The sequence below is a fragment of the Paenibacillus sp. CAU 1782 genome, from assembly GCF_054551715.1.
Genome location: NZ_JBTOLL010000006.1, coordinates 1 through 17,237, shown reverse-complemented (window position 1 = coordinate 17,237; position 17,237 = coordinate 1). Strand labels below are relative to the sequence as shown.

The 17,237-nt window shown below is 46.4% G+C and carries 18 protein-coding genes and 1 rRNA gene; 14 read left to right on the top strand and 5 right to left on the bottom strand.

The annotated features are described in order from the left end of the window. Window positions 1–94 precede the first annotated feature (94 nt). Complete coding sequence (locus ACX93W_RS14980) at window positions 95–373, top strand: hypothetical protein (protein WP_459393183.1); 279 nt, start codon at window positions 95–97, stop codon at window positions 371–373. A gap of 125 nt (window positions 374–498) precedes the next feature. Here ACX93W_RS14980 and ACX93W_RS14975 read toward each other — a convergent pair whose 3' ends face one another. Both ACX93W_RS14975 and ACX93W_RS14970 read right to left on the bottom strand, forming a co-directional pair. After that, the gene (locus ACX93W_RS14975; protein ID WP_459393355.1) at window positions 499–843 is read right to left on the bottom strand and encodes a VOC family protein; all 345 of its coding nucleotides are present in this window, start codon (window positions 841–843) and stop codon (window positions 499–501) included. Window positions 844–1,084: 241 nt separating this feature from the next. Continuing rightward, window positions 1,085–1,357 (bottom strand): hypothetical protein, encoded by a 273-nt coding sequence (locus tag ACX93W_RS14970; RefSeq protein ID WP_459393182.1) that lies wholly within the window; start codon window positions 1,355–1,357, stop codon window positions 1,085–1,087. Window positions 1,358–1,628: 271 nt separating this feature from the next. Here ACX93W_RS14970 and ACX93W_RS14965 point away from each other — a divergent pair, with 271 nt between their 5' ends. From ACX93W_RS14965 to ACX93W_RS14945, 5 genes are all read left to right on the top strand, one after another. Further along, on the top strand, window positions 1,629–2,438 hold the full coding sequence (locus tag ACX93W_RS14965) for an alpha/beta hydrolase (protein ID WP_459393181.1): 810 nt from the start codon (window positions 1,629–1,631) through the stop codon (window positions 2,436–2,438). Between the two features lie 80 nt (window positions 2,439–2,518). Beyond that, on the top strand, window positions 2,519–3,046 hold the full coding sequence (locus ACX93W_RS14960) for a MarR family winged helix-turn-helix transcriptional regulator (RefSeq protein WP_459393180.1): 528 nt from the start codon (window positions 2,519–2,521) through the stop codon (window positions 3,044–3,046). A gap of 265 nt (window positions 3,047–3,311) precedes the next feature. Further along, window positions 3,312–4,064: a peroxide stress protein YaaA gene (yaaA, locus tag ACX93W_RS14955; protein ID WP_459393179.1), complete on the top strand. Its 753-nt coding sequence runs from the start codon at window positions 3,312–3,314 to the stop codon at window positions 4,062–4,064. Between the two features lie 25 nt (window positions 4,065–4,089). Then, window positions 4,090–4,815, top strand: coding sequence for a hypothetical protein (locus ACX93W_RS14950; RefSeq protein ID WP_459393178.1), 726 nt, complete (start codon window positions 4,090–4,092; stop codon window positions 4,813–4,815). Between the two features lie 436 nt (window positions 4,816–5,251). Next, a complete protein-coding gene (locus ACX93W_RS14945) occupies window positions 5,252–8,947 on the top strand; it encodes an S-layer homology domain-containing protein (protein WP_459393177.1) in 3,696 nt (1,231 codons plus the stop codon). Between the two features lie 84 nt (window positions 8,948–9,031). On the opposite strand, the gene ACX93W_RS14940 is transcribed toward ACX93W_RS14945, so the two are convergent. After that, a complete protein-coding gene (locus ACX93W_RS14940) occupies window positions 9,032–9,679 on the bottom strand; it encodes a nitroreductase family protein (protein ID WP_459393176.1) in 648 nt (215 codons plus the stop codon). A gap of 199 nt (window positions 9,680–9,878) precedes the next feature. Here ACX93W_RS14940 and ACX93W_RS14935 point away from each other — a divergent pair, with 199 nt between their 5' ends. The 3 genes from ACX93W_RS14935 to ACX93W_RS14925 all read left to right on the top strand — a co-directional run bounded on the left by ACX93W_RS14935 (window position 9,879) and on the right by ACX93W_RS14925 (window position 11,662). Further along, window positions 9,879–9,998: a MerR family transcriptional regulator gene (locus tag ACX93W_RS14935; protein ID WP_459393175.1), complete on the top strand. Its 120-nt coding sequence runs from the start codon at window positions 9,879–9,881 to the stop codon at window positions 9,996–9,998. Window positions 9,999–10,040: 42 nt separating this feature from the next. Then, the gene (locus ACX93W_RS14930) at window positions 10,041–10,724 is read left to right on the top strand and encodes a Crp/Fnr family transcriptional regulator (protein ID WP_459393174.1); all 684 of its coding nucleotides are present in this window, start codon (window positions 10,041–10,043) and stop codon (window positions 10,722–10,724) included. 95 nt (window positions 10,725–10,819) lie between these two features. Then, the gene (locus ACX93W_RS14925) at window positions 10,820–11,662 is read left to right on the top strand and encodes a DNA alkylation repair protein (RefSeq protein ID WP_459393173.1); all 843 of its coding nucleotides are present in this window, start codon (window positions 10,820–10,822) and stop codon (window positions 11,660–11,662) included. Window positions 11,663–11,745: 83 nt separating this feature from the next. Here the strand turns inward: ACX93W_RS14925 and ACX93W_RS14920 are convergent, their stop codons facing one another. Further along, window positions 11,746–12,021, bottom strand: coding sequence for a hypothetical protein (locus tag ACX93W_RS14920; protein WP_459393172.1), 276 nt, complete (start codon window positions 12,019–12,021; stop codon window positions 11,746–11,748). 151 nt (window positions 12,022–12,172) lie between these two features. Between ACX93W_RS14920 and ACX93W_RS14915 the strand changes: the two genes are divergently transcribed. Together ACX93W_RS14915 and ACX93W_RS14910 are read left to right on the top strand one after the other, a co-directional pair. Beyond that, complete coding sequence (locus ACX93W_RS14915) at window positions 12,173–13,315, top strand: Mbeg1-like protein (protein ID WP_459393171.1); 1,143 nt, start codon at window positions 12,173–12,175, stop codon at window positions 13,313–13,315. An 89-nt stretch (window positions 13,316–13,404) separates the two neighbouring features. Beyond that, entirely contained in the window at window positions 13,405–14,112 is a 708-nt protein-coding gene (locus tag ACX93W_RS14910; protein WP_459393170.1) for a DNA alkylation repair protein, read from the top strand. Between the two features lie 126 nt (window positions 14,113–14,238). Here ACX93W_RS14910 and ACX93W_RS14905 read toward each other — a convergent pair whose 3' ends face one another. After that, a complete protein-coding gene (locus tag ACX93W_RS14905; RefSeq protein ID WP_459393169.1) occupies window positions 14,239–14,469 on the bottom strand; it encodes a helix-hairpin-helix domain-containing protein in 231 nt (76 codons plus the stop codon). 172 nt (window positions 14,470–14,641) lie between these two features. Here ACX93W_RS14905 and ACX93W_RS14900 point away from each other — a divergent pair, with 172 nt between their 5' ends. The 3 genes from ACX93W_RS14900 to ACX93W_RS14890 all read left to right on the top strand — a co-directional run. Then, entirely contained in the window at window positions 14,642–15,367 is a 726-nt protein-coding gene (locus ACX93W_RS14900) for a hypothetical protein (protein WP_459393168.1), read from the top strand. Window positions 15,368–15,624: 257 nt separating this feature from the next. Beyond that, complete coding sequence (locus tag ACX93W_RS14895) at window positions 15,625–16,737, top strand: hypothetical protein (protein ID WP_459393167.1); 1,113 nt, start codon at window positions 15,625–15,627, stop codon at window positions 16,735–16,737. Window positions 16,738–17,135: 398 nt separating this feature from the next. Continuing rightward, a 16S ribosomal RNA gene (locus ACX93W_RS14890) occupies window positions 17,136–17,237 on the top strand; the annotation flags it as partial.

Genomic DNA, 17,237 nt, shown 5'->3' with positions numbered 1-17,237 from the left:
GGAGAACTAAATGATGCAATGGATTAAGATAAACATGGTATACTACTCTAATCGTATTGGATGAAAAATAGTATCTGGAGTGGAGTTGATTGCAATGAGTGAAGCGTTAAACGAGCAAGAGTTAGTTGCCTATATCGTGGAACAGACAAAAGCAAAGCCGGAGCATGTTCGTTTAGTGCTGAAGCATGAAGCTGCGTACATTAATACTGCGCATAAGAGCGGACAAAAAGAGGTCGATATTGATTTTGACGATCTCGTGGACTATATATTAGGCCGCAAGGATGTTACGGTCAGCGAGCTGATTGTTGAGGAAATTTTAGAAGCAGAGATGGATTATTTATTGGACAAGGGCTTGGCAGGTTATGAGGATTAATCATGTAAGCAAGCAAAAAGGATACCCATTGTCGGGTATCCTTTTTACTTCGTATTTTACCGATTGTTTCCGTCGCAGTATTTAACTTCTTTGACACAAGCAATGAAGTTTACAGCAAGTGTGTATTAGTCTTTACTGTGAAGGGTTACCAGGTAACCGTCGGGGTCGGCAAATGTAAAGGTTCGCCCGAATGGTCCATCGATTGGTGCGGATGTAATCGTTACGCCTGCTGCAATAAGCTTGTCGTGGATTTCTTGCGTATCAGGGGCATGAAGCCACAGAGCGACGCCAAGTCCAGGCCGGGTACCTGAACCGAGTTCTGTTCCCGGCATAAGGTCACGAAGAGCAAATGCAATAGGTTTCGTTTCAAAGACTACGGCATGAGGGGGGCCCGCCTGTGAGCGGACAAGTCCGAGATAGTTTTGATAAAATTCCGCAGAGCTTTCAAGATTAGTCACTTGAAGTGAAATGAAGTCGGGTCCAATGTTAAACAGTGAAGACGGTTACCTTTTTTCAAAAATGGACATCGTAAGTTGCCTTTTGCTCGCCCAGCGGTCACCAATGACCGTTAGAACCCCAAATGGTTGCATGGGCTTCAGCTAACGGTCACCCGTGTCCTTTAGAGTCTCAAAAACCGCGTTTTGGGGATGAATGTTAGCTTTAATGGTCATGGATGACCTTTAAAAATGGACATTGCATCAAAACAGGGGTTTAACGGTCATGGATGTCCGTAGCGTACAGGATAACCGTAACGTGCAGGATAACCGTAACGTGCAGGATAACCGTAGCGTACAGGATAACCGTAACGTGCAGGATAACCGTAGCGTACAGGATAACCGTAGCGTACAGGATAACCGTAACGTGCAGGATAACCGTAGCGTACAGGATAACCGTAACATACAGGATAACCGTAACATACAGGATAACCGTAACATACAGGATCTCCTTATGTTCGTAGGTGCGGCTAGCATTCGGCTTTGGCACCACAAAGACGCCGTGTCCCGTTTTCAAACCGAATTCGGCAATCGGAAGCCCCTTGTCCCATAGTGTTTAACCTCAATCGAAGTCAAGCACTAACTTCTGTTTTGATCCGAAATGAAACCGCTTTATTTTCTTACGGACAAACTACTAAGATGATGATAATATTGTTTCTACAGGAAACGATATTATATTAATCGTAAATCAAATTGAGCAAATGAATGATCGTATCACCCGGCCAGCTAAAAATCGCACAGCGAAAGGAATGGGAATGATTATGGAGAAAACAGAAACAATAATCGCTTCCTTTGACGGGACAAAGCTTTATTACAGCAAAAATGTTGTCAGTCATGCCAAAGCTGCGGTTGTCATCGTTCACGGCTTATGCGAGCATGCGGGACGCTACGATTACGTGACGGAAAAGCTAAATCAGCGCGGCATTCATGTATTCCGCTTTGACCATCGCGGCCATGCCAGATCCGAAGGCCCGCGCACCTTTTACAACGATTTTCATCAACTCATTGACGATGTAAATGTCATTGTGGAGGCGGCATTGCAAGAGAGCGGCGACCTTCCTCTTTTTGTCATCGGGCATAGTATGGGTGGATTTGCAGCCTCTTCCTTTGGAACCAAATACCCTGGCAAAGTAAAAGGCATTGTGTTGTCGGGCGCGCTTACCCGCTATCATACAAAGGTTGCGGGAGAGCTGCCGATGGAGCTTCCCCTGGGTACTTACTTTCCAAATGAGCTTGGGAGCGGGGTATGCAGTGATCCGGAAGTAGTAGCTGCTTATGCCAATGATCCATTAGTCGAAAAACAAATTTCAGTCGATTTGTTCAATAGCTTGGGTTGCGGCGTTGAGTGGCTGAAGCAGCATGCGGAGCAATTTGTTGATCCGGTTCTGGTTCTGCATGGGGCTAACGACGGGCTGGTAAGCGAGCGGGATTCGCGCGATTTTTACGGAGATATTCCGTCCGCCGATAAAACGTTGAAAATTTATGCCCATCTCATGCATGAAATCTTGAACGAGCCAAGCCGCGACGTCGTAATTGAAGAAGTTATTGCATGGATACAAGAAAGAATTTGATAGGCTCCGCTGTTAAAAAACACGTCTGATTATGGTATGATCCTCTCTATAAAAGGATTTTGAGATGAAAGGGATTACCGATGAAATTAGAATGGATGGGCAACCATCGGGCACTTATTGAAAAAATCATTAAGTACGGCAATGCGTATTCAAATACCTACAAGCTGCAGCGGAGCTACGGAACCGATGTCATGTTTTCCGCCTCGCAAATTCAGACGCTGGAATATATTCTGGAGGCTGAGGACAAAGATGAAAAGATGTCGGAAATGGCAGCACGACTTGGCGTCAGCCGCAGCACCTTTTCAAAAAACGTTAAAAACTTGCAGGAAAAAGGTTTATTGGAGAAATACCATCTAAGCGGCAACCGAAAAGATATTTATGTAAAACCTTCGGCTAAAGGGCGCGAGGTGTATGAAAAGTACACCGCTTTTGTTCGTGAAATTTGCTTTGATGATATTTTTCAATATGCCAACAACATTTCAGAGACGGACAAAGATAACTTTATTGCCATTCTGGATTTATTCGCAGATGTTTTGCTGTGGTATGGCGAAAAAGAACAAGAGCCGCGCAAGCTGATCAAAATTAACACCGACGCTGGAAGCGAATAAAATTGACCCATCTATGAAAAGAAGATGGTTACTCTATGAAAAAGGAGTTTCCCCTATGGCTGTTCATTAGCCGGGAGGAAATTCCTTTTTTTTGCATTAAATGAAGGTAGAGGAGTGTTCCGCCGCCCTTCCTGAATCAAAGGCAATCGTCTCTGCGTCAGAAAGAATACACCTTTGAAATGAATATTGTATACTTGATCTATGTGTAACAAACTTGATTTCTATTGAAGTTCATAGCAAAATTTGCAAAGGATGAATCAGCAAGATGAGAATCATTATATCGCCCGCGAAAAAGATGAAGGTAGACACCGATTACATAGCATGCCGCAGCTTGCCCCCATTTATGGAGGAGTCAGAATACCTGCTGGCCCTGCTTCAAAAACTAACCTATGACGAGCTCAAAACGTTATGGAAGTGCAATGATTCAATCGCGGCGTTGAATATGGAGCGGATTCAGCACATGAATTTAAAGGGCAATTTGACACCCGCCATCTATTCCTATGAGGGTATTCAATATCAATATATGGCGCCTGGCATTTTTGGGAATGAGGAGCTGGAATATCTTCAGCAGCATTTGCGGATATTATCCGGATTTTACGGAATGGTAAGCCCTTTTGACGGAGTGGCTCCGTACCGGCTGGAGATGCAAGCAAGGCTGAGTGGGCAAGGCTTCCATTCGCTCTATCAATTTTGGGGCGGCAAACTGGCGGATCGGCTTACTTCCGAAAGCAGCTGCATTTTGAATCTGGCATCCAAAGAATATAGCAAAAGCATTACCCCTTACTTAGACAAGGAAACCCGGTTTATTACATGTGTGTTTGGACAGATAATAGACGGAAAGGTTATCGAAAAGGGAACCCAGGTCAAAATCGCCAGAGGAGAAATGGTGCGTTTTATGGCGGAGCGGCAGATTGCTGAGGTGGAGGGCATCAGAGATTTTGATCGGCTAAACTATGGATTTTCAGAAGAGTTGTCCGACGAGAACACGTATGTCTTCATACAGGCACAGGGGAAATAGAATCGGGAAAAGGGAGATGGCAGCAATGGATCAACAGGAATACGGGCGTTATTTGTTGGCGATGGGCGGAGAGGAAATGGAACGGGATGAAGATGAAGAGATTGAAGCAGATCATCTTTACGGCTTCTTTCAATGGTTCATGCCGACGGGAGAAGGGGTTGAACGCGTGTTTGCGCCGCTTCCGGACGGTGACCGTTTTTTGAACAAAATACGTCCCATCTACGACATGCTGAATCCGGAGGATTTTGCCGGTGAATCCGTACCGGGATATTTTATCGGTGGAAATGAGGATGTTTCGGAACAAACCTTGCTCAGCTTGGGGCAAGAATTGATTGAAGGCTTAAAAGGGTTGTTCACTCTGGTGCCGGAAGATGACGAAGCAGCGGATATAGCCGAGGAGGCGCTTCAGGAACTGGCAAGTCTGAAGGAGATCGTCGTATTGCCGCCGGGCGACATCAGCAAGCTTGAGCAAAGGCTGATTCAAGGCGCCGATGAAGAGGAAGGCGAGGCTGTTTACGAAGCGCTCGCAGAGCTTGTCAGCTCGCGGAGCGATTACGATGGAAACATCGAGCTACTGAACGAAGCGTATTATTCCATCGCATGCGATTATTGGGTAGCCTATTACTTGCAATGGCCCCGCTACCAAGGTTTACAGGAGGCAGAGAACTGCTTGCGACCTTACTTTGATCTGTACCGCTATGGCTATCGTATTCATTGGGCTCAGAATAAGCTGATGATTGGAAGAAGTTAGAATAAATGTCGGTGACGGACGGAGCGTGCCGGAAATGATTAGGGAAGACGCAGTAATCCATCATATTTATATTGCTATAAAATAAGCAACAGAAGCAAAGCGGATTGCCTAGAGGTCCGATTAACGGTGTCTTGCACCATCAAGGCGGCGGATTGTTTCAATGTGCATCCCCGTATCTTTTATAACCGTTGGTTCGGCGCAGGCATAAGCCTGCGTTTTTTGTTGTCCGCGGAAAAAGAAGAATCAGGGAGGAAACACAAGGAGGGTCCCGTTATTGGGGAAAGCAACTCAATTTAGAAGAGAGGTACGGCTAGCTAGGAGTATATCCTATAGTTGACAGATACATATCTAGTGATATCATAGAATTTGTATCTGATTTGGTACTATTTTCATAGTTCTTTTATCCCGAAAATAACTTAAATTAGGAGATGAAAAAGTGGTAAAAAGACTTAATCGTTTAAAAAGCAGCATTGCATTTATGACTGCAGTCATTATGCTGATTGGATTGCTGCCCTTGTCAGCGGCAGCGGCTGGCTCCAATGGATTTTCTGACGCGAGGGGCCATTGGGCGGAAGAGTCCATTGTGAAGGTTGTAGACGAAGGACTGTTTAATGGAATCAATGAAAATACATTTAATCCCAATGGAGCAATGACACGGGGCATGTTTGTTACTGTCCTCAATCGTCTGGCAGAAAAGCTTGATGGACCAGAAGTATCCGGAGCTTCAAAAGCCTTTTCAGACGTTCCTTCAGACGCATGGTATCGTTCCGCTCTTGACTGGGCTGTTAAGGCCAAGCTGACAGATGGGTATGGAGATGGACGTTTTGGTCCTAACGATCTGTTGAATCGTGAACAAATTACCGTTCTTATGATTAGATTTTTAACCGTTTACATGGGATTTGATTTAGCTGTTTCCACAGAAGAAGTGGTATTTGCAGATGATGAGGTTATCAGCTCATGGGCAAAAAAGGAAGTGTATCAAGCACAGGCGCTAGGACTTATCCAAGGTGAAAAAGGAAATGTATTCAACCCTAAAGGCACTGCTGCTCGCGCTGTAGTTGCTGTAATCACTGAGCGTTTGTTGACACAAGCAAACGATTTGGCGAATGAGCAGCCTACTGCATCGGCAACGCCAGGCGCATCGCCTTCGGCATCGCCAACAACCACGCCTGCTGCAACGGCGGCGCCTGGAGGCGGCGGTGGTGTTGGTGGTGGCGGTAATGGAGGCAGCGGAACGGTCACCTTGACTGATGTAAAAATAAATCGCGGCACAACAGAGATGACAGGCCAAAAAGTCTACTCCGGCGACTTGTTATCTGTGTCTGTGGCTCCCAGCAATGCAACTACCACAGTCCGCTGGCTGGTAGATGGGGTAGAGAAGTCGACGGCTTCCACTTATACCGTTCAAGCCTTTGACGTAGGAGCTGTTATCACAGCGCAAGTTACCGGAACAGGCAGTTATTCCGGGACTCTTGCAAGCAATGCTACAGGCAAAGTATTGGCAAAAGTGGATCTTTCTGAAACGAATGTTAACAACACGCCTGTAATTATTGGCAGCGGTTCAGTATTTAAAGACGCAACAGGAAACGAAGTGACCATACCGGAAGGCGCTGCGTTGTCTTTTGAAGTGAATCTTAAACAAGAAGCAATTCCGGCAGATGAAAAGACTTCTGTTAACGAAAAAATCGTGGATCTATTTCCTGGTGTAGACCTTGAGGAAGTTTCCATAAATTATTTAGTGCTGGATGCCAATCTGCAGCTTGAAGGACCAGATGCTTCGACCACAGAAATTCATCCGGTGGGAACAACCACATTGACTCTTTCAAAAGCAAATCTTGGTTTTTCGGCCAATGCTGATATCTCTCAACATGTATTTATGGTTAACCATACCAATGTAGAGGGGATTTCAGAGAATGTTTTGGGAGAAGTTGTTAGTGTAGAAAACGAGCAATATGTTCGTTTTGTTCTTAATGGATTGAGCCGAGTTTATATTGGCAATATTCCGCCGCTTACCATTTCGTTCGATACGCAGGGCGGAAATGAGATTGCGCCGGTGAAAGTTAAATTGGGGGAATTTACACCGCCAGTTGCCGCTCCCGTTAAAGATGGATATTTATTCATTGGCTGGGATGTCGATCTCAAGCTGCTGCCTGTCCATGTTGATCGTACAGTTGTGGCGGTATGGCTTGAGGGCAGTTATATCCCTCATTATAGATTATCCGTATGGGGCCAAAATGATTATATAAATTACGATAGAATGGTACCAGGCGAAATCAAATTACAGTTATCTGAAACTATGCAATACGAAGCAAACCTTGTATATAAACTTGATATTGTACCTTTTACAAACAGTGCAAAATATGTGATTGGCTATTCTGCAGAAGAGGTTTATCAGGCTAAGGCGTATACCGAGGTTAGCGATTCGATTGAAACTCCGATAAAGGTAACGGATGACGATGGTAAAGTGGTTACCGGGGTATATCCAACGTATATCAAATGGTTGAATGAAAATGATGAAATTCTGTCGATAGAGGCCGTAAAGGTATTTGTAGAAACGGAAAAACGCTCTGCTTATAATGAATATACATTTAATGTTGATCGCGGTATCGGGACATTCGAAGCTATGTTGACAGGTGAAGACCAGGAAGATTATTACGCATATTTGAATGGAAATTTACAGGGAAATGCATTGGAAAATAATTTCAACCTATCTATTAACGCAAGCCTATCTGAATATAGAGAAACGAATTCTTCTACTAATCCAATCAGGATGGATTTCGAAAATTACACGAGTTTGAAGCTGTTATTTACCCCATTCGCCGGAGAAACATATCAAGGTATCACGCCTAGTGCGGATGCATATTATTGGGGCAAAAACGGCCAACACTTTATACCTTTTAATGCTACTGTTACGGAACAAGGGAATATAGAGGTTGTTATCGATGATAGTTATGATTTACAACAACTGATTACAGCTAATAATTATACTTCCATTTATGTAACCGTTCATGCAGGAGAACACAGTCAGACAGTTTATGTTAATTTAGATAATTATTCTGACAATTCAATGGAGTATGAGCATGTGAGTGCCCAGACTTGGTCAGAAGTAATCTCTGCACTAGAGACTTACGAAAAGGTATATATTCAGTATTCGGGTGAAGATGTAATTGTAGATAGCCCTGTAACAATTGGCGAATATCAGCGATTGAATCTCTATGCTGGACTGCGGATAGTCGATAAGGGAATCGTTACAGTTGAAGGCGGGCAAAGTGGTGCCTATCTTTATACAGGCGGAAGCATTACGATCGAATCAGGCGGTATGTTGACGACAAATGCACAATCGGAGAACCAGAGCGTTTATTACCACACTTCTGTCCACGCGGAAAAAGGAGTAAACGTTGCTTCAGGCGGGAGAATTATAGTTCCATCGGCTGGCTTCCTATCTGTTAGTACAAGAGATAGTGCGTTTATTATCGGTAAGGAAGGCTCTCTGGATATAAATGGTCCTTTGTATGTTTACGGTAATATGCAAGTAGATGGAGACGTTACTCTATCGGGACAGGATCCATATCTACACAGTTACCGTAATGGCGGTCTTAACGTTCAAGGTAACCTGATCATTAATAATGTAGTGAATGCTGCGAATAAGAGCGTGATTAGCGTTCATGGCACAACAACCATTTTTGAAAAGGGATTGCTTCAATTAACGGATGGTCTAAGTGAGCTTTATGGCCGTTTTCTCAATAAGGGAACGATAAAGATTAACTCTGGACAATTATCGCTTTCTAATGCTGGCACGGTATTGACAAATGAGGGTGAAATCGAGCTTGCTCCTGAAGCGCTAGTTAGCATTCGGGGCTCTGTATTATTGAATAGCGGAGAAATAAGCGGCTCAGGACGTATTCAGTTGGAGGATACTACTGATATTTCCTCTCGTTATGATAATGGAATCCAGTATGTCGTCGTTGAAGGTGAACAAACGGTTAGCAACTATAGCCGCTATAAATTTACATCTGATCCAAAAACGTCTGTGAAAGCTATCATTTACAGCAGCAGAATCTCTGGAGAAGGAACTATTGCTGAAACTATCATTATTCAAGAAGTTCTGGTTCAGAAGCCCGAAGATAAATAAGTAAAACCAATAGGCTATTTAGTCTATGCGTTAAAAAAGGTATCCCCAAATCCATCATCATGATGAAGGGGATACCTTTTCTTCTTAAATCCATTGTGCAATTTTATCGGTGGCTAGGCGCATTGTGGGGAATCCTTCGTCCGCTGCTTTGCCTAATGACAGAAGCATGACGGGGACATAACGTTTTTGGTCTAGCCCGAATGCTTCATTAATACGAGACTTATCATACCCGTTAATGGGATTTGTATCGTAGCCATGGGAGCGGGCGACCAGCATAAGCTGCATGGCAACAAGGCCGCAGTCCGTCATAACAATGTCGCGTCGCTGCTGCTCCGTCTTTGTGCTGTTCCATTGCAATATACCGGCCAATTGGCGTTCTTTCACTTCCTGAGTCGCGTAGCCAAGCTCGACATTGGCTTGGTAGATCTCCTCGGCTCTTTCAATGCTCTGCAAATCTCCAAAAATAGCAATCGCAGCTGATGAGGTTTGCAGCTTGGTATGATTTGTTGGAGAAGCGACTTCAAGCAGCTTTGCCTTCGACTCCGCGCTTTTAATAACGAGGAAATGCCAAGGCTGAAGATTGGTTGATGAGGGAGCACGCGTTGCTTTTTTCAACATTTCGTCCATCTCTTCATGGCTGATGGTTACGTTTGGATCATAGCTTTTGATGGAACGGCGCTCTAGTATGATTTTTTCAAAATCATTGGAAGGTGTAACGGTAGTTGTGGACATTGTCATTCTCCTTCAAGGTGCTTGAATGTGAATTAGAATTTAGCCCTAGCTTAAGCCGATAGCATCTGTACATATCATATCAATATTTGGCTTTTCAAGCACCATAGTCTAGTCAAAAGTGATTTATCGCCTTTACATTGACGCAACGTCAACGGGTATAATCCAGATAAAGCCAATTGAAGGGAGTGCGGAAGCAGGTATGGAACTGCAAAAAATCACCGGCATTATGGAGAAGTTTGGCGTCACCTCACGTACGCTTCGCTATTATGAGCAGATGGGCATCCTGCAAAGAATGTTGAGCCAAAAGGCGTTATACTAAATGCGGGGCCGTTTTTATTGATATAACGGAAGGAGGGGGAGCATGGACCGTATTGACTATTTATCGCAATTTAATTTGCTGCAATCCCTCTCGAGGCAGGATTTAATAGAAATGGACAAGTTGACAATTGTCACGACCTTCCCAAAACATGCATTCATCCAGACACCGGACTCTTTTGTCGAGATGCTTTATTTTGTGAAAAGAGGAAAGGTGCGTTTATATCGCCTTAACGAGGATGGAAAGCAATTTACCATAGACCTTTTGAACGAAGGCAACATATTCGGCGAAATGAAGGATGTTTCCCTGGGAACCCGGGGATTATTTATCGAGGCGGTCCAGGAAAGCGATATTTGCATGATGGATCGGGAACGGTTCGAAAATTATTTGATTCGACATCCTCAATTTATGATGAACATGATAAAGGCTATAAGCGACCGATTATCGCATATGAGCAGCTTGGCGCAGCATCTGGCACTTGGCAAGCTGCATGACAAAATCATTCATATTCTGACCGAGTTGTCCGGACGTTTTGGTGTACAGGAGGAAGACGACGGGTTTAGCGTAATCAACATGGCGATTTCCCATCAGGAGATTGCCCATCTGATCGGTGTGACGCGGGAAGCCGTGTCCGTTGCTCTAAAGGAACTTGGGGAAGCCGGCACGATCCGTAGCGGATTTCGCACAGTCGCAATGAGGAGCGATATGCTCCCGGTACGGCATAATTGATTTCTTCGGCAGATGCTGTAATCTGCATTACATCTTTTCCTCTTGTCCATCTCTTATGATGAATAAACTATGGGGCATGATGGAGGCGAAGCGAAATGAAATCAAACGGTAACATCTCGTTGCCGGAAATCGACGTAAATCGGAAAGGGCCGGTCAGGGCGAGCGAAATTAGGCCGGAAGTGTTGCAGCTATTGAATAGCGGTCAAATCGAAACCGTAAACCTGACAGAATGGCTGGCTGTTGATCACTTCCGGCTGCTGGGCACAATTCTAAACGAGGTGGGAATGGGGTTGCACGCCGAACCCATGCTGCTGGAAACGGAGCGAATAAAAGGGCAATCGACGATGAAGGCGATCCCTCTTGTTGCCGAAGGATGGCTTGCATTATTCCGTCGCCTCGGCGAGAAGGAAAAGGCCTTATTATTCCATCAGCTGGCGACGCATCATTCGGACAGTGTACGCTGCTGGGCAGCTTATATTGTTGGTTTGGAGACATCTCTACTGGAGCAAAAGCTGGAGGGCATTCGCCGATTTGCTGCAGATCGCCACTTTGGCGTGCGTGAAATCGCATGGATGGCCATACGCGATTCAATTTCCAGTAAGTTAGATCAATCCATTGCTTTGCTGGAGGGTTGGGTGCTGGATGAGGACGCCAATGTCCGGCGCTTTGCCATTGAAGCGACCCGCCCCCGTGGTGTCTGGGCCCGGCATATCATGGAGTTGAAAGAGCGTCCCGAACAGGCGCTTTCTTTGCTGGAGCCGTTAAAGTCCGATCACTCCAAATACGTTCAGGATTCAGTAACCAATTGGTTGAATGACGCTGCAAAATCGCGGCCGGACTGGGTGGCTGATGTATGCAGGACATGGCTTGAAGCATCAGATGAACGATCGACAAAACGAATCGTATCTCGGGCGCAAAGGAATTTAAACAACGGGTGAGCTTTCAGGGGGCCTCCCCATAAATGCTCGCCCGTTTTTTAAGTCATGCGGTTAATAGAGTGCTATACTGGAGGGCAGTTTCGTTACAACTTAAATTGAGCGATCTGCATACGCAGCTTTTCCGCCATGTTCGCCAGCTCCGCCGAGGAAGAAGCGATCTCTTCCATGGACGCCATTTGCTGCTGTGCTGCTGTGGACACATTCTGCGACTCCGCTGCGGTTTCGTTGGCTGACCTGGCAATGAGCTGAATCGAGTCCACCAGGCTGCCGGTGCCGGAAGCAATTTCATCCGCGGCTGGCGATACGCTGTGGATGCTGTCCGTGGCCTCTTCAATGGAAGCTCGGATTCTAGCGAACATCTCGCTCGCCGCGTTAGGCATTATATCGGCGCGGAAAGCCCCCGTCTACACTGGTAAAATCAGATATTTAGGATTGAAAGTTAGAGAGGCATATGTAATGCTATTTTTAAAGAAGGTAACGCCAGCATCAGTTGGAGATGGGAGCAGGGACATGCCGAATATGATGGATTATTTGGACTGGCGGGGCGATCTTACGCTGGAGCAATCTCCGTTTAATGAAGTCGATAATCTGATTTTATCCCAGTTGGTATACGGGAACGTGGAATATATAGTCCCCGCCAAGTGGAGCGATGCCTCCATTACAATTCGAGAGGCGTCGAAGCGGTATTTTTCTACATATAGCGAGGAGCAAATCGGGCAAATCAGTTACGTGAACCGGATATCGGTTCCGCTGCTGCGCAAGCTGGGACAATGTCCGCGGTTTGCAAATGCCAAGCTTTCCAAATTCGAAAAAATTACCGATCTTGACCGGGTCAAGCAGTTTGCGGCTATGGTAGTTGAACTGGACGACGGATCGATTTTTTATGCCTATCGAGGAACGGATAATACGATTGTGGGATGGAAAGAAAATTTCAATATGTGCATTTCTACGCCGATTGCCGCCCAATACGAAGCGCTTCGTTATTTGGAGGAAACAGTGGGGGAGGGCGATGCGCCGCTTAGGCTGGGCGGTCATTCCAAAGGAGGGAATTTGGCCATATACGCAGCGATGATGTGCCGCGCCGACATTAAGGATCGGATACTGCAGGTTTATAACAACGATGGGCCCGGCTTTGACGCAAAAATTATAAAAAGCGCGCCTTATCAGCAAATACTGGATCGGATTGTAACCATTATTCCTCAATCATCCGTTGTCGGGATGCTGCTGGAGCACGAGGAGGCTTATACAATCGTACAAAGCAATGCGCCGCTTCTTATGCAGCACGAAGCATTTTCCTGGGAGGTTATGGGCAACGCTTTTGTCAAAGGCGAAAGTGTGGAGAAAAAAAGCGAGCTGCTGGACATGACGCTGAAGTCATGGCTTGGCCAACTGGACAAAATGCAGCGGCAGCAGTTCGTTTCCGCGGTGTTCCATGTCTTCGACGCCGGGGATATTCGCACCTTTGAGGATTTGGGCAAAGCCAAGTGGGCAAAAATCAATGAGATGATTACCGCTTTAAATCAATCTCCGCAATATAAGGCTATTTTGGTCAAGATGCTGAAGCTTTTGTTGAGGGAAGGCCGCAAGGCCATCATGTCGGCAAACAAACGGAAAGCAAAAAGCAAACCCGGTGACATTTATTTTTTGGAATAAAATGAAATGGATTCCGGGGGATTTCTTCTGGCATACGCGCTGGTATACAATGAAACAGTTGATAGGATAATCGAAAGGCGGGATCTGCGATGGATTTGGAAGCAGTGATGCAGGAGCTTGAAGCGCTGGGCAAGGAAAGAACAAAAAAAATTTATATGTCCAATGGCGCACAGGAACCACTTTTTGGCGTAGCCACGGGTCAGATGAAGCCTATTTTCAAAAAGACCAAGATCAATCAACCGCTGGCCGAACAGCTTTATGCAACGGGGAATTATGACGCGATGTATTTTGCAGGCATCATAGCGGATCCCAATGCGATGACGGAAGCAGATTACGACCGCTGGATGGACACGGCTTATTTCTATATGCTCTCCGACTTTGTAGTGTCGGTTACGTTGGCGGAAGCGGATATTGCGCAGCAAGTGGCCGATAAATGGATTGCCAGCGGAGACGAGCTGAGAATGTCGGCAGGCTGGAGCTGTTATTGCTGGCTGCTTGGCAATCGTCCCGACAGCGAGTTTTCCCCTGCTAAAATCGCCGATATGCTGGAAATGGCAAGGGACAGCATTCACGGAGCGCCGGAGCGGGCGAAATATTCCATGAATAATTTTGTCTATACGGTAGGCGTATCTTATGTGCCCATGCATGAAAAAGCCGTAGAAATCGCAGCGGAAATCGGGCCTGTGGAAGTGCAAAGCGACAAGAAAAAAAGCAGTTCCCTGGTTGCTTCGGAACGCCTCCGGGAGGCTATCGAAAAAGGAAGACTAGGCTTTAAACGCAGGCATGTAAGATGTTAATCACCCTCAACCCCCATTCCACAGCGTAAAAGCTGGCGTCGATTTATCGGCGTCAGCTTTTTTTGCTGCAAAATGCAAACAAGCAAACAAGCAAATATGTGCAGATTACGTTTCGCCCTATTACGGTTATTTCAAATTTGCAAAAGCCAATCCTTTTTCAGCCAAAGCTTCCCGCAAAATACGAATACCCTTTGGTCCGACGCCGTGAAGCTTAAGCACGTCCGCCTCACTTACCTTCGTGAACTGCTCCAGCTTCAAATAACCGGCTTCGGCAAGAGCGCGCTGAGCGGGCCTGCTAATAACGGGAAGATCGCTTTCCTGATCTGGCGAATGGTTTTTATCAGAAGTCCCCTTCATAGACACTCTCCTCAACTTCTATTATTACGACGCTTCACAGTAATCCTAAGCCCTTGTCTGTTCAACGGATATAGGCTGATTTAACTATTCAGCCCATTGTTTCATTGCGTTAAACTGGAATATGGCACCAAAACATGACGTTTGCAAAACCGTGGCAGAGGAGGAACTGTTCATGTATATAGTATCCCGGCCCAAAGGATTGTTACATACCCCTAACCTGTTCAAGCAGGAAGGGATTTTTTATCCGGCAGGGTACCAGCAGTTTTTGGAGCAAAATGGAGCAGGGACATTTAGAGGGTGGATGGATGTATATCCGCCTGACGGGGAAGTGCTGAAGCCTTTTGCTCAATATGATTTGTGGGAGCATGATGAGGATAGCCCGATTTCACAAGAACAAATCCAACAGTGCATCGCGATTGGCACCTCGGTGGACGGCGATTTCCTCGCTGTCTATCTCGGATCAAACCAGCTGTTATGGCTGCCGAGGCACGGGGAGCGTATAACTGCGTTTCATCCTGTGGCCGAAAATGTGGAGGACACGGCTGATTATGCGCTGCTGCTGGACGAGCTTTACTTTCAGATCTATGGGGCAAGGCCAATGGAAGTTGCCTATTATGAACCATGGTCGGAAACGCGGAATCATTTCTTTTTGCGTTTGCCGCCAGGAGACGACCGGCCCTCGCTGCAGGAGCTTTCCGCGATGTGCGGCGCAGTCTTTCCGCCTGATTTGAAAATCGAAAATGAATATGGATGCCGATTATTCCACCGTGAGCTTGGCGGCTATATCCGGTTTAATTATGCCAATCGGCAAGAAGTGGCGCTTTTTTACGAAAATAGTGCCTTAGAGCTGTTCGAAACCATCTCGCAATGGCTCATCTCCAAAGGATGCCAGGTTTGATCGCGCAGCTCTTGAATCCGTTTGCAGGATCGTTATAGAACGAAAGGCGGCATAGTCATGAATGTGATTGATCAGTTATGGACGTTAAAGCAAATCTATGATCAAAGCATGTATTGGGACAAGGAGAGAAACGTGTCGGCCCATCCCATACCGGAAACCATGTCGGGTGATCGGTTGCAGGAGCTGGAGAAGGCAGGACATCCGCCTAATCATTTTCAATTTCTCAAACACGACGAGACAATAGCGGAGCTTAAAAAATGGCCGGACAATGGACATTGGGCGAAGCGGCCGGGGCCTTTATCTCTTCCCTGTGGTCAGCGCCGATCATTTGGCGTTCCCTTCTGGCCGGGAAACTCATTGCGGAAGCCATGCCGGAGCATGATTATACGCCGTACCCAAATTCGGACACCTGCCGGATATGCGGTTTGAATGCTGCCAGTGGAACGGATACCACCCGTCAATGGTATTGGCGGATGACAAGCGGGACGCCCCTGGACGGAGATCCGTTCGGATATGTGCTTGCGTTCAGGGAGCTTGCTTCAATCCGTGAAGCGCCGACGCCAAACGATTACGACCGTTACACATTCCGCGCGCTCCTGACCGCTATCCGTTCTTTGCCGCCCCAAATGAGGTACAGCAAAGCGGCGCCAGCTCTCAAAAAAATCGGTTTGCTGCCTACGGGCAAGGAATATGGCTATCGGGACCTGCTCGAAAATATGGGGTTGATCGGCCTGTTGGACACGGAAGAGTACCCCGGCATGTCAACAGCGTTTACCTCGTATCAAAAACGCGATGAGCGGCCCAGCATAAGAGTGGAAATACAGGCGCCTCTGGCATGGTGGGATTCCTCCATAGGACTAAACGAAGCAACGTTGAGCAGGCTTTTCAACGGATTCGAGCTGTCTGACGTTTCCATAGCGGAAAAGCCGATTCCGGAGCCTGCCGCAAAAGAAACGGTGGCAGGTGCTTTTGAACATAAAAAAGCGCCTCGCGCAAAAGCGCCCAAAGCGTCGCCCCATGCCGGTACAGGTGCGGCTCAGGGGGGCGATGTATATGCCGTTCGCATCAGGGAAGGATTGTGGTTGACGGTTTATTGCCATGAAATCAAGGATAACCGGGTCAAAGTGGAATATCTGGACGGTATATTTGAGGAAATGCCGGGAAAAGAGCAACTAATAATGAGCTTCCGCCCCCGAAAGGATGGACGCTGGCAAAGCTGGGCAGCCTCCATGGATTCCGCAAGCTGGGTCAGACGGGTGGCGCGTGATATTCAATGTCCGGCTTCATCCATGCCTGAGCCCGACCGGATACCGTATGATAATGCCAAAAACCTGAAGTTTATGGCGGATTGGTGCTTCCCCGAAATATAGCTGTAACGCTATATAGATGTATTTCTCCATAAAAAGCGTGTCGAACAATTTCTAGGAGCTTGTGCCGGTCAGGGTTTATGATTCTCGGAGTCAGACTTTAGGCCGGCATCTGGGCTACTCCTGGAGCCAGCGAAATGCCTGAATGGCAGGCGTCAGCGTTCGTAATCATAGCCGCATATTGGCGGTAAAAAACTTTTTTTAAAAAAGGTGTTGCAATTCCTTGGACAGCTGTGGTAAGATAAATCTCGCCGCTGAAAACGACGGCAAACGACAAACAGAAATGATTGTTCCTTGAAAACTGAACATTGAGCGAGATGTTGAAATTATGAAGATTTCGTTTCTGGCTTTGCCAAGAGCGAGAACTTCTAGCTAGTTAAGTAATGAGCAAGTCAAACACTTTTATGGAGAGTTTGATCCTGGCTCAGGACGAACGCTGGCGGCGTGCCTAATACATGCAAGTCGAGCGGAGTTGATGAGGTGCTTGCACCTCTGATACTTAG